18 protein-coding genes are annotated in these 21,992 nt (G+C 33.8%); 11 read left to right on the top strand and 7 right to left on the bottom strand.

The window, feature by feature from the left end; genetic code table 11:
- The first annotated feature begins 69 nt into the window (after nucleotides 1-69).
- The 4 genes from lipA to ACSVH2_RS08035 all read left to right on the top strand — a co-directional run bounded on the left by lipA (nucleotide 70) and on the right by ACSVH2_RS08035 (nucleotide 5,025).
- Complete coding sequence (lipA, locus tag ACSVH2_RS08050; protein WP_438092654.1) at nucleotides 70-942, top strand: lipoyl synthase; 873 nt, start codon at nucleotides 70-72, stop codon at nucleotides 940-942.
- Nucleotides 943-951: 9 nt separating this feature from the next.
- Nucleotides 952-1,827 (top strand): cation diffusion facilitator family transporter, encoded by an 876-nt coding sequence (locus ACSVH2_RS08045; protein WP_438092653.1) that lies wholly within the window; start codon nucleotides 952-954, stop codon nucleotides 1,825-1,827.
- Nucleotides 1,820-2,815 carry a type I glyceraldehyde-3-phosphate dehydrogenase gene (gap, locus tag ACSVH2_RS08040; protein WP_438092652.1) on the top strand — a complete coding sequence of 332 codons (996 nt, stop codon included), beginning with the start codon at nucleotides 1,820-1,822 and terminating at the stop codon, nucleotides 2,813-2,815. The genes ACSVH2_RS08045 and gap overlap by 8 nt, the downstream gene beginning before the upstream one ends.
- A 104-nt stretch (nucleotides 2,816-2,919) precedes the next feature.
- The gene (locus tag ACSVH2_RS08035; RefSeq protein ID WP_438092651.1) at nucleotides 2,920-5,025 is read left to right on the top strand and encodes an ATP-binding protein; all 2,106 of its coding nucleotides are present in this window, start codon (nucleotides 2,920-2,922) and stop codon (nucleotides 5,023-5,025) included.
- On the opposite strand, the gene ACSVH2_RS08030 is transcribed toward ACSVH2_RS08035, so the two are convergent.
- Together ACSVH2_RS08030 and lpxK are read right to left on the bottom strand one after the other, a co-directional pair.
- On the bottom strand, nucleotides 5,022-5,834 hold the full coding sequence (locus ACSVH2_RS08030) for a purine-nucleoside phosphorylase (RefSeq protein ID WP_438092650.1): 813 nt from the start codon (nucleotides 5,832-5,834) through the stop codon (nucleotides 5,022-5,024). The two genes, ACSVH2_RS08035 and ACSVH2_RS08030, sit on opposite strands and share 4 nt — an antisense overlap.
- Complete coding sequence (lpxK, locus tag ACSVH2_RS08025) at nucleotides 5,806-6,849, bottom strand: tetraacyldisaccharide 4'-kinase (RefSeq protein WP_438092649.1); 1,044 nt, start codon at nucleotides 6,847-6,849, stop codon at nucleotides 5,806-5,808. Before lpxK ends, ACSVH2_RS08030 begins: the two co-directional genes overlap by 29 nt.
- A 119-nt stretch (nucleotides 6,850-6,968) precedes the next feature.
- Between lpxK and ACSVH2_RS08020 the strand changes: the two genes are divergently transcribed.
- The 7 genes from ACSVH2_RS08020 (at nucleotide 6,969) to ACSVH2_RS07990 (ending at nucleotide 15,861) form a co-directional block, all read left to right on the top strand.
- Entirely contained in the window at nucleotides 6,969-7,532 is a 564-nt protein-coding gene (locus ACSVH2_RS08020) for a hypothetical protein (protein ID WP_438092648.1), read from the top strand.
- A 38-nt stretch (nucleotides 7,533-7,570) separates the two neighbouring features.
- Nucleotides 7,571-8,665, top strand: coding sequence for a Nif3-like dinuclear metal center hexameric protein (locus tag ACSVH2_RS08015; protein WP_438092647.1), 1,095 nt, complete (start codon nucleotides 7,571-7,573; stop codon nucleotides 8,663-8,665).
- Nucleotides 8,666-8,668: 3 nt separating this feature from the next.
- Nucleotides 8,669-9,448: a zinc ribbon domain-containing protein gene (locus ACSVH2_RS08010; RefSeq protein ID WP_438092646.1), complete on the top strand. Its 780-nt coding sequence runs from the start codon at nucleotides 8,669-8,671 to the stop codon at nucleotides 9,446-9,448.
- A 122-nt stretch (nucleotides 9,449-9,570) separates the two neighbouring features.
- Complete coding sequence (locus ACSVH2_RS08005; protein WP_438092645.1) at nucleotides 9,571-10,326, top strand: alpha/beta hydrolase; 756 nt, start codon at nucleotides 9,571-9,573, stop codon at nucleotides 10,324-10,326.
- Nucleotides 10,327-10,509: 183 nt separating this feature from the next.
- On the top strand, nucleotides 10,510-13,134 hold the full coding sequence (gene cphA, locus ACSVH2_RS08000; protein WP_438092644.1) for a cyanophycin synthetase: 2,625 nt from the start codon (nucleotides 10,510-10,512) through the stop codon (nucleotides 13,132-13,134).
- A 74-nt stretch (nucleotides 13,135-13,208) separates the two neighbouring features.
- The gene (locus ACSVH2_RS07995) at nucleotides 13,209-13,670 is read left to right on the top strand and encodes a DUF1569 domain-containing protein (protein ID WP_438092643.1); all 462 of its coding nucleotides are present in this window, start codon (nucleotides 13,209-13,211) and stop codon (nucleotides 13,668-13,670) included.
- A 58-nt stretch (nucleotides 13,671-13,728) separates the two neighbouring features.
- On the top strand, nucleotides 13,729-15,861 hold the full coding sequence (locus tag ACSVH2_RS07990; RefSeq protein ID WP_438092642.1) for a DPP IV N-terminal domain-containing protein: 2,133 nt from the start codon (nucleotides 13,729-13,731) through the stop codon (nucleotides 15,859-15,861).
- Nucleotides 15,862-15,940: 79 nt separating this feature from the next.
- On the opposite strand, the gene ACSVH2_RS07985 is transcribed toward ACSVH2_RS07990, so the two are convergent.
- The 5 genes from ACSVH2_RS07985 to ACSVH2_RS07965 form a co-directional block, all read right to left on the bottom strand.
- Nucleotides 15,941-17,200, bottom strand: coding sequence for an asparagine synthetase B (locus tag ACSVH2_RS07985; protein ID WP_438092641.1), 1,260 nt, complete (start codon nucleotides 17,198-17,200; stop codon nucleotides 15,941-15,943).
- A gap of 82 nt (nucleotides 17,201-17,282) precedes the next feature.
- On the bottom strand, nucleotides 17,283-18,830 hold the full coding sequence (dnaB, locus tag ACSVH2_RS07980; protein WP_438092640.1) for a replicative DNA helicase: 1,548 nt from the start codon (nucleotides 18,828-18,830) through the stop codon (nucleotides 17,283-17,285).
- A 141-nt stretch (nucleotides 18,831-18,971) separates the two neighbouring features.
- Nucleotides 18,972-19,925: an acetyl-CoA carboxylase carboxyltransferase subunit alpha gene (locus ACSVH2_RS07975; RefSeq protein WP_438092639.1), complete on the bottom strand. Its 954-nt coding sequence runs from the start codon at nucleotides 19,923-19,925 to the stop codon at nucleotides 18,972-18,974.
- Nucleotides 19,926-20,032: 107 nt separating this feature from the next.
- A complete protein-coding gene (locus ACSVH2_RS07970) occupies nucleotides 20,033-20,917 on the bottom strand; it encodes a DMT family transporter (RefSeq protein ID WP_438092638.1) in 885 nt (294 codons plus the stop codon).
- Nucleotides 20,904-21,989 carry an LptF/LptG family permease gene (locus ACSVH2_RS07965; protein WP_438092637.1) on the bottom strand — a complete coding sequence of 362 codons (1,086 nt, stop codon included), beginning with the start codon at nucleotides 21,987-21,989 and terminating at the stop codon, nucleotides 20,904-20,906. Before ACSVH2_RS07965 ends, ACSVH2_RS07970 begins: the two co-directional genes overlap by 14 nt.
- Nucleotides 21,990-21,992 lie beyond the last annotated feature (3 nt).

Genomic DNA, 21,992 nt, shown 5'->3' with positions numbered 1-21,992 from the left:
AAATTAGAGTTTTTATAACTATTGTTCTACGGTTTACCTTTGTATATTTGCATTGTTAAAAATTTGAAAATGGAAACAGTTTTAAATAATGATTTACCAATTGTTGGTAAGCCAAAATGGCTGAAGGTAAAATTACCTATTGGTCAAAAGTATACTGAACTTCGCGGTTTAGTTGATAAATACAAACTCAATACGATTTGTACATCAGGAAGTTGTCCTAATATGGGAGAATGTTGGGGAGAAGGCACTGCAACCTTCATGATTTTGGGAAATATCTGTACGCGTTCGTGTGGTTTTTGTGGCGTGAAAACGGGCAGACCAGAAACAGTAGATTGGGATGAACCTGAGAAAGTGGCGCGTTCTATAAAAATCATGAAAATCAAACACGCCGTTATTACTAGTGTAGATAGAGACGATTTGAAAGATATGGGTTCAATCATTTGGTTGGAAACCGTTCAAGCCATTCGCAGAATGAATCCAGAAACGACATTGGAAACACTTATCCCAGACTTTCAAGGCGTAGAAAGAATCATCGATAGAATTGTGGAAGCTAATCCCGAAGTGGTTTCTCATAATGTTGAAACCGTTCGTAGATTAACTCGAGAAGTACGAATCCAAGCCAAATATGATAGAAGTTTGGCAGTATTGAAATACTTGAAAGAGCAAGGAATTAAGAGAACCAAATCAGGCATTATGCTTGGTCTTGGTGAAACCGAAGAAGAAGTAATCCAAACTATGCAAGATTTGCGCGATAATGATGTTGATATTGTTACAATAGGTCAATACTTGCAACCTAGTAAAAAACATTTACCTGTAAAAGAATTCATCAGACCGGAACAATTCGAGAAATACGAAAAAATCGGAAAAGAAATGGGTTTCCGTCATGTAGAAAGTGGTGCATTGGTTCGTTCTTCTTATCATGCTGCAAAGCATATTTTGTAACTTTTTATAATGGAAATAACCCACCAAGAATCAGCTATAAAAGCTACCTATTTTAGCCTGATAGGAAACATTGGATTAGCTTTAATAAAAGGAATAGCTGGTATTTTTGGTAATTCATATGCTCTGATTGCAGATGCAATCGAGTCGACAACTGATATTTTTTCTTCGTTCCTAGTTTTGTTTGGATTAAAATATTCTAACAAACCTGCAGATGAAAATCATCCCTATGGACATGGAAGAGCTGAACCTTTAGTTACATTTATTGTAGTTGGTTTTTTAATCACTTCGGCAACCATTATTGCCCATGAAAGTATTCAAAACATTGGAACACCTCATAAATCACCTAAATCATGGACACTAATTATTTTAGGTCTAATTATTATCTGGAAAGAATACTCTTTTAGAAAAGTAATGCAAAAAGGAATTGAAACCAATAGCTCTTCCCTTAAAGCTGACGCTTGGCACCATCGAAGTGATGCCATAACTTCAATAGCTGCATTTATAGGAATTTCAATAGCCATATTTTTTGGAAAAGGGTTTGAGTCTGCTGATGATTGGGCGGCACTTTTTGCCTCTGGTTTTATTCTATACAATAGCTATTTGATTTTTAGACCAGCATTAGGAGAAATAATGGACGAACATTTATATGATGATTTAATAATAGAAATCAGGCAAGTTTCCCATAAAGTTGAAGGCGTCATTGATACTGAAAAATGTTTTATCAGAAAAGCGGGAATGAAATACCATGTTGACCTTCACGCAACAGTTGATGCCAATATTTCAGTAAAACAAGGACATGATATTGCACATCTACTAAAAGATACTTTAAGAAGTAAAATCCCTCAATTAGGGCATGTACTGATTCATATCGAACCCAATGAATAATAAAACAAAAATTGCTATCAATGGTTTTGGAAGAATTGGTCGTAACTTGTTCCGATTGCTTTTAAACCATCCAACAATTGAAGTGGTTGCTATAAACGATATTGCCGACAACCGAACGATGGCACATTTGATAAAGTACGACAGTATACACGGTGTTTTACCCTGTAATGTTTCTTTTGATGAAAACTCAATTATTGTTAATGGAAAATCCTATTCCTTTTTTCATGAAAAAAAAATCAGCCATCTGAAATGGGAAAACATTGATTTTGTGGTGGAAAGTACTGGTAAATTCAAAACATTTGAAGACATCAACCAACATATTTTGGCTGGAGCCAAAAAAGTAATTCTCTCTGCGCCATCTGAAGTTCCTGAGATTAAAACTGTAGTATTAGGTGTAAACGAAACTATTTTGGACGGAACAGAAACTATTGTTTCCAATGCTAGTTGTACAACCAACAATGCTGCGCCAATGATTAAAGTGATAAACGAACTTTGCGGCATTGAACAAGCCTATATTACTACGGTTCACTCCTACACTACTGACCAAAGTTTGCATGATCAACCACATAAAGATTTACGCCGCGCGCGCGGTGCAAGCCAATCCATTGTTCCTACTACAACTGGAGCAGCTAAAGCATTGACCAAAATTTTCCCAGAAATGGAAGGTAAAATTGGTGGTAGTGGCATTCGTGTTCCTGTTCCCGACGGTTCATTGACGGATATTACGTGTTATGTAAAAAAACAAGTTTCTATTGAACAAATAAATAGAGCTTTTAAAAATGCCTCCGAAAACAACTTAAAAGGAATTTTAGCCTACACCGAAGATCCCATTGTTTCAGTCGATATAATTGGCAATACAAATTCTTGTATTTTTGATTCTCAACTCACATCGGTAATCGGAAAGATGGTTAAAGTGGTGGGTTGGTATGACAATGAAATTGGATATTCTAGCCGAATAATTGATTTAATTATCTACACTTCTAAATAATTTCTTAACTTAGGCATATAAAATGCTGTAAGAAATCAATTTTGAAGAAAAAATTACTTTTACTTTTATTAATACCAATGTTTGTCTTTTCACAAAAAAACTCAGTGAAAGAGACCGACAGTGTAGATTATTATCTAGAATTAGTACGTTTTTCTAAAACCCAAAACAATTATAAAGACTGCCTAAATCTCTCTCAAAAAGCAATTGATTTTGCCATTCTAACAAAAAATCCAAAAAAAATAGCACACAGTTATTCAATGCTTGGTGAAATTTATATTGAATTAAAAAAATATGATTACGCCATTGATGTTTTCAAAAAAAGCATTGTCATTTATAACACTTTAGAATATTCTCCAGAACAAGCATATACCTACTATAACATTGGAATTTGCTATATGGAAAAATATAACTTTAAGATTGCTGAACTTTATTTCAATAAAGCCTTTGCTATTTTTAATACCCTTAAAATTCAAAGTGCCATTGATATGCTGAATCTTCAAAAAGCAATTATCTACAAACAAAAAGGTAAAAAAAAATTGGCTAATGACATTTTTCTAGAATTAATTTCTAAAAATGATACCGCCAATTTGAACAATATTTTATCCGAAGCTTACTATCAAATTGGCATTTCAGAAAATGAAAATTACAGGTATAATTTATCTATTAATTATCTGAATAGAGCGCTAAAAGCAAACCTTAAAAATCTTGACCAAAAAGCAAAAATAGCATTAGCATTAAGCGACTCGTATGAAAAAAATGGAAACATTAATAAATCATTGTTCTATTTAAAAAAACATATGCAATTAAATGATAGCATATTGTATGATATTCATACAAAAATAGGAATTAACGACGTTAACTCTTTCAAAAACTCTGAAACCTTAAAACAAATCGAGCAACTAGATAAAGAAAAAAAATCACAAGAAAAAGCACAAATCTTTTCTAAACTAGTAAATATCTTAGCCATTTCATTGGTAATAATATTAACCATTTTAAGTATCATATTATACAAAAATAACGTCATCAGAAGTCGCTCGAATGAATTGTTGAGAGAAAAGAATTTCGAATTACAAATTGCCAAAGACAAAGCCGAAAAAGCATCTCAGGCAAGAGCTGAATTTCTTTCTACAGTAAGTCATGAATTGCGAACGCCATTAAATGCTATAAACGGAATTACACATTTATTATTAGAAGAAAATCCTAAAAAAAATCAATTGAATTATCTTAACTCGTTGAAATTTTCTGGACATTACTTACTCACTTTTATCAATGAAATTCTTGAAATTAATCGCATTGATTCCAATAAAATCGAAATTGAATACATTGATTTCAACCTAAAAAAATTGTTGCTCGACATTCAAAATTCGATGCATGAGATTGCAACTATCAACAATAATAAATTTTCGATAGAAATTGATGATAAAATTCCAGAAATACTACAAGGTGACCCAACTAAACTATCTCAAATATTCATAAATTTAATCAACAATGCGCTTAAATTTACTAAAAACGGAGAAGTAAAAGTTATTGCAAAACTCCTAGAAACTGGAGATGATTTTTCGAAGATAAATTTTGCAGTAGAAGACACAGGAATTGGAATTCCAAAAGAAAAACAAGAAACTATTTTTGAAAGTTTTTCCCAAGGGTCAATTGAAATTAACAGAAAATATGGCGGAACAGGTTTAGGACTCACTATTGTAAAAAAACTAATTGATTTATTAGGTGGTGAAATTACTCTTAAAAGTGAGGTGAATGTTGGCACAACTTTTTACTTTGAACTAAACTTGCGTCATGGGAATGAAGTAATTAAAGTTGAAAAGCCAAAATATTATTCTGATGAAATGTTGTTAGGAAAAAAAATATTGGTGGTTGAAGACAACAAAATAAATCAAATGGTAACCAAAAAAATGTTAGAAAAAAAAGGCATGATTTGCAAGATTATTGACACTGGAGAAGACTCTATTGAAATCCTAAGTAAAGAAAATGATTTTGATTTAGTACTTATGGATGTTCATTTACCAGGCATTAATGGAACCGTTGCAACAGAACAAATTCGGAAATTTGACACTTTAAAACCCATTATAGCATTGACTGCTATTTCACTTAATGAAAATAGAGAAACACTATTATCGTTTGGCATAACTGATGTAATTACCAAACCTTTTGAACCCGAAAATTTCTATAACATAATGGCAATTAATATGGTTTAATACTGAAGTATTAACGCTCTAATCAATTGTCTAACTTTGGGTTCTGCAGCGTTGGCAGCTTTCAAAACTTCTTCATGAGTAATACTTTCTAAATGTTCCTCACTACCAATATCAGTAATTACAGAAATTCCAAAAGTCTCCAACTCCATATGACGAGCAACAATAACCTCTGGAACTGTTGACATTCCTACACAATCAGCACCAACCACTTTTACCATTTTGTATTCATGCAAGGTTTCAAAAGTTGGCCCTTGTAATCCTAAATAAACACCATCAAAAACTTCAATGTTGGATGCTTTAGCAATTTCTTTGACTTTGGCAATCATTTTCACGCTATAAGGTTCGCTCATATTTACAAATCGTGGACCAAAACGTTCCTCATTTTTTCCTCTCAATGGATGTTCTGGCATCATATTAACATGATCTTTAATAAGCACAATCGAGCCAATAGTATAATTAGGATTTACACCACCAGAAGCATTGGAAACAATCAATTTTGTTACGCCTATATACTTCATCACACGAACAGGAAATGTTACTTCCTGCATGGAATACCCTTCATAGTAATGAAATCTTCCTTGCATGGCAACCACTTTTTTATCACCAATAGTTCCAAAAACCAAAGCACCTTTATGACCTACAACTGTTGAAACCGGAAAATTTGGAATTTCGTCATATGGCAAGGTAAATTCTATCTGTAAATCATCAGTAAAACTTCCCAATCCTGAGCCAAGTATCACGCCATATTCGGGAGTGAAATTGGTTTTATTTTTAATATAGTTAACGGTTTCTTGAACAAGTTCCCACATAGTTTAAAATTGTTTTGTCAAAAACAGCTTGCTCATTTACAAACTTACTTTTGATAGGTAAATAAAATAATTGTTTTTTTAAAATTTCAGCGTCCAAACGTACAAAATCCTTTTCGGTTGTGACGATGATTTTATCAACAGCTTGACTTTTTATAGTTAAAATGTCACTTTCAGTAAAATGATGATGATCAGGAAATTTCATAAGTTCATCATCGCCAGATTGTAAATACTCAAAAAACGGTTTTGGCTTGGCAATTCCAGCTAACAAAACTTTTTCTTTAGATTTTAATTTATCCACATGCAAACTTTCATTGTCATTATAAACGGTATCGTCATAATCTACAAAACTGAAGAAAACAACCTTAGTATTGTCATTCCGAGGAACAAGGAATCTCATCAACTTTGTTCTAATTTCTTCCTGCGCAAGTTCAGAAATGTTTGATGGACATTTAGTGACAATTATCATGTTGGCTCTTTTAGCGCCACTTCGACTTTCGCGAAGATTTCCTGTAGGCAACATAAAGTCATCGCAAAACAAATCGTCATACGCAGTTAAAAGAATGTAAAAACCTGCTTTCACTTTGCGGTGTTGGTAAGCATCATCGAGCAAAATTACTTCAGGCTTTGAAGATTGAGAAAGTAATTGTTCTATTCCATTTTTTCTATCGACATCTACAGCGACTTGAATTTCAGGAAACTTTTTATAATATTGAAAAGGCTCATCACCAAGTAATGCTGCATTAGCATGGGCATCAGCCAAAACAAAACCTTCCGACTTTCTTTTATAACCTCGACTCAATGTGGCAACTTTATATGTAGGCGAAAGCAATCGAATTAAATATTCTATTTGAGGCGTTTTTCCTGTACCACCAACACTTAGATTGCCAACAGCAATAATTGGGATATCAAAAGAATAGGATTTTAGTATACCTTTATCATAAAGATAATTTCTAATTGACGTGATTAAGCCATACAGTATGGCAAAAGGGAAAAGAATTTTTCGCAACAAAATCATAGTACGAAAGTAGAGAATTTGCCTCGAATACACGAATGAAATGTAGAATTTTAATAAAAAAGATTTTATCTTTGAAAAGTTTCAATTCAAAAACGATTAGCATTTATAGGACTGTAACAATGAAAACATTTCACTTCATAATTACTCTTTTTTTCATAACCACTGTTTCTGTTTTTTCACAAGAAACAGAGAATGCTGCTATTCTAAAAGTCATTTTTACAAAATATTACAAAACCGAAAAAGTAATTGCCAAAGGCCGTTTACAACTCCTTAGTTTTTATTGCAATAAAGCACCAAATAATGAGGAAGTCTTAGAAGTCATTTCGGGTAATGAATGGTTGAAAAAAAATGCTACAGAAATAAAAAAACAGATTGTATTTGTCAATGAAAATTGGTCTGAAGCCTACAATATATTGTTCAACAATCAAAATCAATATCTAAAAAGCAAAGTCAACGCCTGCTTAACATTAGAAGAATTTCAAGAAATTTCAAGACAATACGGCGAAAACAATCAAAGATTACTCATTATAAATAAACCGATTTACTTTGCCAACACTAGTTTCGCTCTAGTTAAAGTGGCTTTCTACAGAAATATTGAGCACAATAGCGGACGTTTTCTATTGCTGGAAAAAGTAAATGGTGAATGGATTATTAAAGAATATTTAAACGAATGGGCAACATAGTTAGTAAACAGTTGTGAATTGTACTAAGCAGTAAAAATATGAAGATACAAGAAATAATTTCCGTACTCGAAGAAATGGCGCCTTTGGCTTACGCCGAAGATTTTGATAATGTAGGTTTGCTTGTTGGCGATGCTACAACTGAAGCCACAGGAATTTTGGTTTGCCATGATGCATTAGAAAGTGTAATTGATGAAGCCATTGCCAAAAAATGTAACTTAGTAGTGTGCTTCCATCCCATTATTTTTTCAGGTTTGAAGAAAATTACGGGTAAAAATTATGTAGAACGCGCGGTGCTCAAAGCAATCAAAAATGATATTGCCATTTATGCAGTTCACACGGCATTAGACAATCACAAAAATGGTGTCAATAAAATATTTTGTAATGCATTAGGATTGGTAAATACCAAAATTTTAGTTCCCAAACAAAACTTCATTCAAAAACTGGTTACGTATACCATTCCCGAAAATGTAGAGGAATTGCGCAATGCCTTGTTTGATGCTGGTGCAGGAAAAATTGGCAACTACGAAGATTGCAGTTTTAACTCGAAAGGAATTGGAACCTACATGGGCAACGAAGATAGCAATCCCGAAATCGGTGAACGATTTGAATTTGTTGAAAATGAGGAAATCAAAATCGAAGTAACTTTTGAAAAACAGTTGCAACCCAAAGTATTAAAAGCGCTTTTCAAAAACCATGTGTATGAAGAAGTAGCTTATGAAATTTATGATTTACAAAATTCACATCAAAATATTGGCCTCGGTATGGTAGGTGAACTCGAAAAACCGATGAATGAAACCGAATTTCTCTCTTTTGTAAAAGAAAAAATGCAATGCGGCAGCATTCGTCATAGTGCATTTTTAGGAAAACCAATAAAGAAAGTAGCCGTACTTGGCGGTTCGGGAAGTTTTGCAATTAGCAATGCAAAGCAAGCTGGAGCTGCTATTTTTTTAACGGCCGATTTGAAGTATCATAATTTTTATGAAGCTGAAAATCAACTGGTTTTAGCCGATATTGGTCACTTTGAAAGCGAAAGATTTACAAAAAATTATATTGTTGATTTTCTTAAGAAAAAAATCCTTAATTTTGCAATCATTTTTTCGGAAGAAAATACAAATCCAGTTAAGTACTTATAAAATATGGCGACTACAAAAGAACTAAGTGTTGAAGACAAATTAAGAGCTATTTATGACCTTCAAATCATAGATACTAGAATTGATGAAATCAGAAACGTTAGAGGAGAATTACCTTTAGAAGTGGAAGATTTAGAAGATGAAGTTACCGGCTTAAGCACTCGTTTAGATAAATTAAAAAGTGATTTAGTTGTAATTGAAGAACAAATTAAAGCTAAAAAGAATGCTATTGATGAACATCAAGCAGCTATCAAAAAATACACGACACAACAAAAAGAAGTTCGTAACAACAGAGAATTCAACTCATTGACAAAAGAAGTAGAATTTCAAGAATTAGAAATTCAATTGGCTGAAAAGCAAATCAAAGAATTGAAAGCGACTATTGAACATAAAAAAGAAGTTATTGCAATTTCAAAAGACAAATTAGAACAAAAAACAACGCACTTAAAGCACAAAAAAGCGGAATTAAATGATATCATGGCTGAAACTCAAAAAGAGGAAAGCTTTTTGATTGAAAAATCAGCAGAGTATGAAGCTTTAATTGAAGAAAGATTATTGGCTGCTTACAAAAGAATTCGTTCAAGTGTTCGTAATGGTTTAGCAGTTGTATCTATTGAGCGTGGTGCTTCGGCAGGTTCATTCTTTACTATTCCACCACAAATACAGGTAGAAATTGCTGCCAGAAAAAAAATCATTACTGATGAGCATTCAGGAAGAATATTAGTAGATGCTTCCTTAGCAGAAGAAGAAAAAGAAAAAATGCAAAAATTATTTGCTCATTTATAATATACTAATCCCGATTTTTTCGGGATTTTTTTATGAAGAAGATTCAATATTACATTCTTACCAAATCCATAGGGTTATATTTAAACTGCCTGAGTTACTTTAATTTGGAGAAGGCAAGAAACATGGCCTATCAACTTTTTAGTCAACCAAGAAAAGGTAAACTTAAAAAAGACAAGTTACCCAAAACTTTGCAAAGTGCCACATTGGAAACTTTTCAATACCAAGAGGATAATATTCAAACGTATATCTGGAAAGGTGATGAAAATATAATTCTCTTAATTCATGGCTGGGAAAGCAATTCCTCGAGATGGAAAAAATTATTGCATCACATCAAACCTTTAGGAAAAACCATTATTGCAATAGATGGTCCAGCCCACGGTTTAAGCGATGGAAAAGAATTCAATGCACCAAAATATGCTGAATTTATTCATACCGTAACACAAAAATACCAACCCGAAATTGTCATTGGGCATTCCATTGGCGGTGCAGCAATTGCCTTTTATCTCCACAAATACAAAAACCCACTAATAAAAAAGGTTATTCTACTTGGTTCACCTTCCGATTTCAAAATCTTGAGTAATAATTTCGTTTCTCTTCTAAGTTTGAATTCCAAAATCAAAACAGTATTAGAAAACTACTACCACGAAAAATTTGATATTCACATCGATCATTTTTCTGGACATGTATTTGCTGAAAGCTTCCCTCAAAAAGCATTTATTGCTCACGATAAAGAAGACAAAGTGGTGTTGGTTCACGAAGGACGCAAATATGCTTCCACTTGGAAGAACGCTGTTTACGTTGAAACTACAGGCAATGGACATAGTTTACACAATAACGAATTGTACCAAAAAGTGATTTCTTTTATCAAAGAGGCATAAATCAACATTCTTTACTTTCTCCTGAAACACTTTTATATTCTTGAAAATCTGTACTCAAAAGTGAAAAACTTTGGAGTTTTACTTCATTTTTACTATTTCTACAAAAAAAATAGCAGTAGAAAACAATTATTTCCTATTTTTAACAAAATCATTACTAATTACTTTTATTAATCACCCCTAATAATGAAAATAGATAAAATACAAGCACTTCGTGGCCCAAACATTTGGAGTGTTCAACGTAAAAAATTAATCCAAATGCGTCTTGATTTGGAAGAGATGGAACAATTTCCAACCAATAAAATTGAAGGATTCCGTGAACGAATAGAAGCTATGTTTCCTACCATGATTGAGCATCGTTGTTCAGAAGGAACTCGTGGTGGATTCTTTTCGCGTATAGAACGTGGGACATGGATGGGACATGTTATAGAACATATTGCGCTAGAAATTCAAACATTAGCTGGAATGGAAACTGGCTTTGGAAGAACTCGTGAGACCAAAACACCCGGAATATACAATGTTGTTTTTAGTTACACAGAAGAAAATGTGGGACTATTTGCTGCCGAAAGTGCCGTAGCCATTGCCGAAGCCTTGATTGCAGGAACCGATTATGATGTCGAAGCTGATATTCAAAAAATGCGGGAAATTCGGGAACGTGTTCGTCTTGGTCCAAGTACAGGAAGTATTGTAGAAGAAGCGGTGGCGCGAGATATTCCTTGGATTAGATTGGGAACAAATTCATTAGTACAATTGGGTTATGGTGTCAATCAGATGCGTTTTCAAGCTACCATTACTTGTAAAACGAGTAGTATTGCAGTAGACATTGCTTGCAATAAAGAGCAGACCAAAAGAATGCTAGATTTAGCATCTATTCCTGTAGCAAATGGAGGAATTTGTGTAGACGAAGAAGATTTAGCCGATGTTATCAAAAAAATTGGCTATCCTATCGTGATAAAACCATTAGATGGAAATCATGGTAAAGGCGCATCCATTAATGTAAAAAAATGGGAAGACGCTGTTGAAGGATTGGCCTATGCCAAAAAATACAGTCACCGAGTTATTGTTGAAAAATTCATAACAGGATATGATTTTAGAGTGTTGGTTATTGACAACAAACTAGTTGCCGCTGCAAAAAGAGAACCAGCACACGTAAAAGGTGATGGCAAACAAAACATTCAACAACTGATTGATGAAACAAATCTTGACCCAAAACGGGGTTATGGTCACGAAAATGTACTAACTCAAATTGATGTAGATAGAGACACCATCGATTTATTAGAAAAATTAAATTACACCTTAGAAACAGTTCCCAAAAAAGGAGAAATAGTGTATCTAAAATCTACGGCTAATTTGAGTACTGGAGGAACTTCCGTTGATGTGACCGACATGATGCATCCAGAAAATATATTCCTTTGCGAACGCATTTCTCGCGTTATAGGTTTAGATATTTGTGGTGTAGATATTATGGCCGAAAATTTAACGCAACCACTCAAAGAAAACGGTGGTTGTATTCTTGAAGTCAATGCTGCTCCGGGTTTCCGTATGCACTTAGCGCCAAGTGAAGGATTACCTAGAAACGTCGCTGCGCCAGTTATTGACATGCTTTATCCTCCGGGAAAACCTAGTCGCATTCCGATTATAGCCGTTACCGGAACCAATGGTAAAACGACTACTACTCGATTATTGGCTCATATTGTAAAAAACAATGGGTTCAAAGTAGGTTTCACCACATCCGATGGAATTTATGTGCAAAATCACATGATGGAAAAAGGAGATACCACAGGACCAATTTCTGCGGAATACATTTTGAAAGATCCAACGGTTGAATTCGCAGTGCTTGAAACGGCTCGCGGAGGAATTCTTCGCTCAGGATTGGGTTTCAGTCGATGTGACATTGGAATTATAACTAATATCCAAGAAGACCATTTGGGACTTAGCGATATTCATACATTAGACGATTTAGCTCGTGTAAAAGCTACTGTTGTTAGAAGTATCAAAAAAGATGGTTGGGCAATTTTAAATGCCGAAGATGAGCAATGTTTGAAAATTGCCAATGAATTAAGTTGTAATATCGCCTACTTTAGTATGAATGAAGATACTAAAATAGTAAAGCAATTTGCCAAAGAAGGAAAGATTGTAGCCGTTTATGAAAATGGATTCATCACCATCAAAAAAGGAGAATGGAAAATTCGCGTTGAAAAAGCTTCTCATGTTCCACTAACCATGGGTGGAAAAGCAAAATTCATGATAGCCAATGTATTAGCTGCAACACTTGCTAGTTATTTACACGGATTTAAAACAGATGACATTAGTTTATCATTACAAACATTTATTCCAAGTACGGCACAAACACCTGGAAGAATGAATATTTTTGAATTCAAAAAATTCAAAGTTTTGATAGATTTTGCACATAATCCAGCAGGATATCGTGGTATTGAAGATTATTTACACAGTGTGGAAGCCACCAAGAAAATCGGAATTATTGCTGGTGTTGGTGACCGTAGAGATGAAGATATTAAAGAATGTGGAACTATAGCAGGTAGAATGTTTGACCATATTATTATTCGACAAGAAAAATATTTACGCGGCAGAACCGAACAAGAAATCATAGATATTATCGTTTCCGGAATTAACGAAGCCAATAGAAATGTGACTTATGAAATTATTCCATTAGAAACGGAAGCTATCAAGCATGCCATTGACCACGCTGAAGATGGAAGTCACATTACAGCTTTGAGTGATGTGGTAACCAATGCCATTAATATAGTTCAAGAATATTTGGATAAAGAGAATGAAGATAGTGATGCATAATAATCTTAAAATCTAAAAGTTAAGTCCCAAATTCCGAAACGGTTTTTGGGATTTTTTTAAAAATCAATTTTTACATGAACGAACTACACCAACTTATTGACCAACTTGAAAAAAATGTTGTAATACATCAAAAAATAAATCTTGAAGTTTCACAAGCATCCGTTAGTTGGCATATCGATCATAGTCTTCTAGTTATCAATGGAATAATAACACAATTAAAAGTTGCTAATCCAAAAGAATACCAATGGTCATTCAATTGGAAACGTACTTATATTCAAGTGCTAAACAAATTTCCAAGAGGAAAAGGAAAAGCTCCCAAAGTGGTTCAGCCTTCAGAATCGGCAACAATTGAAAGTCTAATTTCAAAAATAGAAGTGGCAAAACAGAATGTTGCTGACATGGAAAAACTTGACCCTAACGCGTACTTTTCACATCCTTACTTTGGTAATTTAAACTTAAAAGCAACATTTTGGTTTTTAAAACTTCACACCAAGCATCATTTGAAAATTATAAAAGATATTAATTCTGAAGCATAATATTTTAAATCAAATAAGCGTTTTATACTATATTTACGCCCAATAAAAAAACTACTTTATGAACAAAAAGATTTTACTATTCGTTTGTTTTTTGCTGGCTTTTTCAACTCAAGCCCAATTAAAAAAATTCACCTTAGAAGAGGCTGTTTTACAACAAAACAGAAAATTTGGTGCCGATAAATTAACCGGTTTTCAATGGATACCTAATTCCAATAATTATGTTTATTATACTGATTCTTGGACAAAAATGATGTCGGCTTCCACTACTAATGTCAAAGCAGTAGAACTTGTAACTTTAACAGAAGTTAATACCGCTTTAGGAACTAAACTTAAAAACTTTTTTGGGTTGCAATGGATTGATGCTACTAACTTTATTGTATTTGAAAGTGATAAATACTTTACTTATAATTTAGTATCAAAAACGGGAAAACAAAGTTTTCAGTTACCAGAAACTGCCGAAAACGATACCTTCGACAAGAGCAACACGAACTTGGCTTTTACCGAAGAAAATAATTTATACTTCTTGAATAGCAAAGGAGAGAAAATTACTGTTACCAAAGAAAGCAACAAAGGAATTGTTTCAGGACAAACTATTTCTAGAAACGAATTTGGAATAAAAGGTGGGATTTTTTGGTCACCAAAATCAACATACCTCGCATTTTATCAAAAAGACGAAACCGAAGTTGCCGATTATCCTTTGTTAGACATTAATGAAACTCCAGGAAAATTAGTTACAATAAAATACCCAATGATTGGTCAAAAATCTGAAAAGCCAAAAGTTGGTATTTATAATTTGGCTATGCAAAAAACAGTTTTCATTTCTCCTAGAGGCAATGCCGATGATTATTTAACCAACCTCACATGGACACCTGATGAAAAATACATTTTGATTGCCGAGTTAAATCGGGGTCAGAACGACATGAATCTTAACCTTTATGAAGCCGCAACTGGTACTTTTGTAAGAACACTTCTTAATGAGAAAAATGAAAAATGGGTTGAACCAGAACATGATGCTTTTTTTCCAAATCAAAAGTCAAATAATTTCATCTGGTTTAGCGAAAAAGACGGTTTTCAAAACTTGTACTACTATACTATTGAAGGAAAGTTGATAAAACAACTAACGGCAAATAAATTTCCAACCCGGGAAATCATAGGTGCAAATCCAGCCGGAAGTGAAATATATTTTAAAGCAACTGGTCAAAATGGAACTAACATGCTTGCCTATAAAGTAGATTTAAAAGGAAAACAAACTTTGATTACTAAAGATGAAGGCCTACATAATGTTATGATTTCTTCAGATTACAACTGGATTTTAGACGAATATTCCAATCATTCCACACCTTCAAAATCATTGTTATATGACAAAAATTTGAAAGCGAATACTTTGTTGGAAAGCAAAAATAAATACGATGGTTACGAAATGGGAACTGCTGATATCAAAACGATTAAAGCAGCTGATGGAACTACTGATTTATACACACGTTTAATAAAACCAAGTAATTTTGACCCTTCAAAAAAATACCCAGTTTTGGTTTATGTTTATGGCGGACCACATGCACAAATGATTACCAATTCCTATTTGGATGGTGCTAATCTTTGGATGTACTGGATGGCAGAACAAGGTTATTTAGTATTCACTGTTGACAATCGTGGTTCGGATAATCGTGGTTTTGCTTTTGAAAGTGTTATTCATGGTAAAGGTGGTACTAACGAAATTGAAGACCAAATGAAAGGTGTTGAATACTTAAAATCATTGCCTTATGTAGATGGAAATCGTTTAGCTGTTCACGGATGGAGTTATGGTGGTTTCATGACAACGTCTTTGATGACAAGAAAACCAGACACTTTCAAAGTAGGCGTTGCCGGTGGACCAGTTACCGATTGGAAATTCTATGAAGTGATGTATGGCGAACGTTACATGGACACGCCTGAAGAAAACCAAAAAGGATTTGACGAAGCGTGTGTGATGAATTATGCCAAAGATTTAAAAGGAAAATTACTTTTAATTCACGGTACTAGTGATGATGTGGTGGTAGAGCAACACAACCTTACGCTGGTTAAGAAATTTGTTGAATTGGGTAAACAAGTAGATTATTTTCCCTATCCAATGCACAAACACAATGTCATTGGTAAAGACAGAGTGCATCTGATGACTAAAGTGTTGAACTACATTATTGAGAATAATAAGTAGTAAAAAATAGCAAAAATAAAATCCCAAATTCCGATAACTTACTTTGGAATTTGGGATTTTTTTATTGGAATTTTAAAAACTACGTTTTTTGTGGTTTCTTTCTCGCTGCTGGAAACAAAACATTATTCAATATCAATCTAAAACCCGGAGAATTTGGATGTAAGTCTAAAACAGTAGGTTCATCTCCTACTCTATGCTGATAATCCTCAGGATCGTGACCACCATAAAAAGTGAAAAATCCTTTTCCTTTTTGTCCGTGAATGTAACGTGCTTCATCATTCAATTCATTTTTACCTAAAATCAATACATTCGATTTTATTAAATTACTATCAAAAGAAGTAGTTTGTCCCATAAAACCTTTCACCAATTGGGTATGATTTTGACACAACATCGTTGGAATGACATCCCATTTGGCTGAAAATTCCATTAAGGTGAAATAGTCTTTCTCAAAAGGAATTCGACGTTTTTCAGTCATATCAATATCCGAAAACTCATATCGCTCTGGTCTTCTTTCTAAAATAAAATTTTTGAAGGCAAAAGTTTTAGAATAGTCAATTTTTGATTGATAATTAGGGTCGCTATCGTCTCCATCAAACATGGGTTCGCAAATATCCAATCCTTCTGCTGAAAGTGCAATGTCAAAACTATCAGTCGCAGAGCACATAGCAAACATAAATCCACCACCAATCACGAAATCTCGAATCTTTTTGGCAACCGCTAACTTATCTTCTGACACTTTTGTAAAACCTAATTTGGCAGCTAAGGCTTCAGCTTCTTTCTTTTGTTCAATATACCAAGGAGCATTTCTGTAAGCACCATAAAATTTACCATATTGTCCAGTAAAATCTTCGTGATGCAAATGCAACCAATCGTATAAAAGCAGTTGATCACTCAAAACTTCTTCATCATATACCACTTTAAAAGGAATTTCGGCATACGTCAACACCATTGTTACGGCATCATCCCAAGGTTGCTTTCCTGGTGGTGAATACACCGCAATCTTTGGTGCTTTTTCCAAAACTACCGTTTCCATATTTTGTGACGGACTGGAAATATCTGCCAAAATAGATTGCATTTCTGCATCTGATACAATCTCAAAACTAACGCCTCTAATTTGGCATTCTTTTCTAATTTCTGGAATATCGGGCAAAAGGAATGAACCACCACGATAGTTTAACAACCAACTCGCTTTATATTGTTTATCCAAAGCCCAATAGGTAATTCCATAAGCTTTTAAATGATTTTTTTGGGTAGTTTCATCCATGGGCAACAAAATAAAATTAGCCTTAATGGAAAAGGAAATTAATAATAGAAAAATATAAAGAGACTTTTTAAACATTTTTAGTAAAATTATATCCCAAAGATAATAGTTTTACTGTGAACAAAAACATAAAAAAATCCCGATTGCTCGGGATTGTATTTTAAAAAGGAACATCGCTGTCATCATCATTACTATTGATATTACTTCCAAAAGCTTCATTTGCCGATGGCAAGTTTTTAGTCATAAATGGATTATCATCATGGTTCATTTTCGATGGTAAATCATCAAATGCACTTCCATGATCTTCTAGATTGTCAAATTTTCCGAGACTTCCAATGAATTTCAATCTCACATTTTCAAGAGAACCATTTCTGTGCTTGGCTATAATAAATTCAGCTTGACCAGCTGTTGGGGACTGGTCTTCATCATCCCATTCATCAATTTTATAATATTCTGGACGATAGATAAACGATACAATATCAGCATCTTGCTCAATCGCACCCGACTCACGAAGGTCAGAAAGTAAAGGTCGTTTACTAGAACCACGAGTTTCTACAGCACGTGATAATTGTGACAAGGCAATTACTGGAACTTCGAGTTCTTTGGCCAAAGCCTTTAAATTTCGAGAAATAGTAGAAATTTCTTGTTCACGATTTCCAACACCTTTACCATTACTTCCACCAGCAGTCATCAGTTGAAGATAATCAACAATAATTAACTTAATACCATGTTGTGATGACAAACGTCGCGCTTTAGCTCTTAAATCGAAAATGGATAATGAAGGTGTATCATCAATATACAAAGGTGCTTTTTCTAAATCTTTTACTTTGGTAGAGAGCTGTTCCCATTCATGTTTCTCTAATTTACCAGTTCGCAGTTTCTCCGAAGGCAAACCAGTTTCCGAGGAAATCAAACGAGTAATCAACTGCACCGAAGACATCTCCAACGAAAACAACGCTACAGGATGTCCAAAATCAATGGCCATGTTGCGTGCCATCGATAATACAAACGCTGTTTTACCCATACCCGGACGAGCAGCAATGATAATTAAATCACTCGGCTGCCAACCCGAAGTTATTTTATCCAACTTGTCAAAACCAGTAGCTATTCCACTCATTCCTTCTTTGTTGGCAATATCTTCAATTCGCTTTTTGGCCTGAATTACTAAACTTTGCGCCGTTTCTGAACTTCGTTTGATATTCCCCTGAGTAACTTCATACAGTTTGGTTTCCGCTTTATCTAGCAAATCAAAAACATCAGTCGTTTCATCATAGGACTCTTCAATGATTTCCGAAGATATTTTTATCAAGCTCCGTTGAATATATTTTTGCAAAATAATTCTAGAATGAAACTCAATATGTGCCGAAGAGGATATCTTTTGCGTAAGTTGAATGAGGTAAAAATCACCTCCAGCCAAATCTAACTTAGCGGTCTTTTTTAACTGTGCCGAGACTGTTAATAAGTCAATAGGTTGAGAGTCTGTGAATAACTGAAAAATAGCTTCAAAAATATGCTTGTGTGCTTCTTTGTAAAAGGCATCTGGCTGCAAAATATCAATAACCTCATCTACTCCTTTTTTATCAATCATCATGGCACCAAGCACAGCTTCCTCAAGATCGAGCGCTTGTGGCGGTAGTTTCCCTTTTTCTAGGTTAATAATAGCAGTTTTATCTACTTTAATGGGGTTTATATTTCTGAGATTTTCCATGTAACGAAAGTAACTATTTTATAAAAATTATTGGAATTGAGTTATTCAAAATCAATGTTCATAAGTTTAGGTTTTTTGTTGATAACCATAAAAAAACCGCCTCGTTGTTGACGAGACGGCTTACTATTATTTTATAAGATTTTACTCCTTATACTCGCCCATCTTACTGTATTTGTCCATCCTTTGCGCCACTAATTCTTCTGTTGATAAATCCTTTAATTCATTAAAAGCTTTCATAATATATTGCTTTACAGTTTTGAATGTAGTTTCTTTATCGTAATGCGCTCCACCAAGTGGTTCAGGAATAACATCGTCAACTAATTTTTGCTTTTTCATATCAGTGGATGTCAATTTCAAAGCCTCAGCAGCTTGTTCTTTGTACTCCCAACTTTTCCACAAAATAGAAGAACATGATTCAGGAGAAATTACAGAATACCAGGTGTTTTCCATCATCAATACTCTATCGCCTACACCTATTCCCAAGGCACCACCAGAAGCACCTTCGCCAACAATAACACAAATAATAGGCACTTTAAGTCGGCACATTTCAAAAATATTTCTAGCAATGGCTTCTCCTTGTCCGCGTTCTTCCGCTTCTAATCCAGGATATGCTCCAGGAGTATCAATCAAGGTCACTACAGGAATATTGAATTTCTCCGCCATTTTCATTAGTCGTAATGCTTTTCTATACCCTTCAGGATTGGCCATACCAAAATTACGCAACTGACGCATCTTGGTATTAATTCCTTTTTGTTGTCCGATAAGCATAAAAGATTGACCATCAATTCTACCCAATCCACCTATCATAGCTTTATCATCTTTGAAATTTCTGTCGCCAAACATTTCTAAGAAAGTACCATTAGTCAAATTGGTGATATGCTCTAACGTGTAAGGTCTGTTAGGATGACGAGATAATTGCACTCGTTGCCAAGCCGTTAGGTTTTTGTATATTTTTCTTTTGGTTTCTTCTAATTTCTTTTCAATTTGCTTGCAAGTTGCGGTGACATCAACATTAGATTCGGCACCGATTATCTGACATTTATCGAGTTGATCTTCTAATTCTTTGATTGGAAGTTCAAAATCCAAATATTCCATAGGGTTGTTTGTTTTGTTAAATCGAATAGCAAATATAAAATTTTATATTGTGATAAAAAGCACTTTTTAGGGATTAGTTTTAAACAAATGTTAACCTAAAAGTAACATCAATTTAATTTTACTTTTCTACTTTTTAGTATGGCATTTAAAAGTACGGTAAGCAAAATAATGAATGCTCCAATATAAAATTCAAAACTCATTTTTTCCTTTTCCTGAAAAACTAAAACGGCTAAAATAATTCCATAAATGGGTTCTAAATTAATGGTAAGCATCACCGTGTAGGGCGTCAAAAATTTCATGATGGAAGTAGAAGCAATAAATGCATAAGCGGTACAAACCGAACTTAAAATCAACAAATACATGAAATCCTTAGCTGAAAGCACAAAGAAATTAGACGAAAAACTGTTGGTCATTATCAACAATAGCGTAAAAAAAATAACACCACCACTAAGTTCATAAAAGGAAATAACGGTAGCATCGTGTGTTTTAACAAACTTGCTATTTATTACAGCAAACAAAGCCGAGAGAAAAGCAGAAGTCAAAGCAGTCAAAATTCCCCAAAAATAATTCCCTTCTACATTGAAAATAATATACAATCCAACTATCACGAGCATTCCAAAAAACACTTCATAAAACACAATTTTCTTTCCATACAAAATGGGTTCCAGCAATGACGTAAAAAAAGCACCAGTCGAAAGACAAGCTAAGGTGATGGAAATATTAGAAATTTTAATCGCTCTAAAAAAGGTAAACCAATGCAAGGCAATGATAAATCCGGCAATTAAAAATTGTAGTGCCGTTTTAGTAGAAATTTTGATTGGCATTTTTTTGTACCAAATGTAAATGACTATAAAACCAACAGCAAAAAGCATTCGAAACCAAACTAATGGTAACGCATCTAGTGTAATTAATGCTCCTAAAACAGCGGTAAATCCCCAAATAAAAACAATTAAATGAAGATGAAGGTAACTTTTGAGGTTATCGTTTAGCATTGCGGAGAAGGTAAATAGCTAAAATCCCAAAAACAATATTAGGTGTCCAAACAGCCAACAATGGTGGTGCAGTTGATTTTTCGGCTAAAACACCAAAAACTTTATCCAAAAAAACGAAAGCAAAAGCTAGAATAATTCCAATGGCCAAATTTGATCCCATTCCACCACGACGTTTCATGGAAGACACTGATACCGCTATGATAGTGAGGATAAAGGCTGAAATAGGAATACTATATTTTTTATATAATACCACCAAATACACATTTATATTCGAAGACCCACGCAATTTTTCTTTATCAATGAACTTATGCAATTCATTTAAAGGCAATGTTTCCGCAATATAAACTACAGGAGTTAAATCTTCTAAATCAAAGTTAAAAACCGTATCCTTTGTTTCACCCGACTCAATAATATCACCAAATGCTCCTACTTTCCTTTTGGTATAATTATAAAGTGTGTAATTCTTTTCCTTTTCATTCCACTTTATCCGACTGGCGATGAGTTTGTATTGCAACTTGTCTTTATCAAATTTCTCCATGGAAAAATTAAAGGCCATTTTTGAAATTTCATTAAAGTTACTCACAAAAATATATTCGTCTTTACTGATTTGTCGAAACACATCCGTATTGTCTCGCATCTCACTTTGACCACCACCGATAAGATAGGTATACCTAAAGTTTTTAAAACCCGCACTAGCACTTGGAACTAAAAAAACACTCATTATCAAGGCAAAAACAGATACTATAGTTGCTCCTATAATATAAGGACGTAAAAATCTTGTAAAAGAAATTCCCGAACTTAAAATGGCAATAATCTCAGTATTATTGGCTAATTTGGAAGTAAACCAAATTACCGATAAGAACAGAAAAATAGGAAATAATAAATTGGCAAAATAAATGGTAAAGTCCAAATAATAACGAGCAATACTGGCAAAAGGCACTTTATTCTCAATCATTCTATTGACTTTTTCAGACACGTCAATCACTATCCCAATAGGAATAAACATCAGCAACATTACAGTGAATGTTCCTAAGTAGCGTTTGAGAATGTATTTGTCGAGTATAGTTAACATTAA

The sequence above is a fragment of the Flavobacterium sp. RSB2_4_14 genome (assembly GCF_051547085.1).
GTDB lineage: Bacteria > Bacteroidota > Bacteroidia > Flavobacteriales > Flavobacteriaceae > Flavobacterium.
The sequence above is the reverse complement of the archived record's forward strand: the minus strand, read 5'-3'. Positions and strand labels throughout refer to the sequence as shown.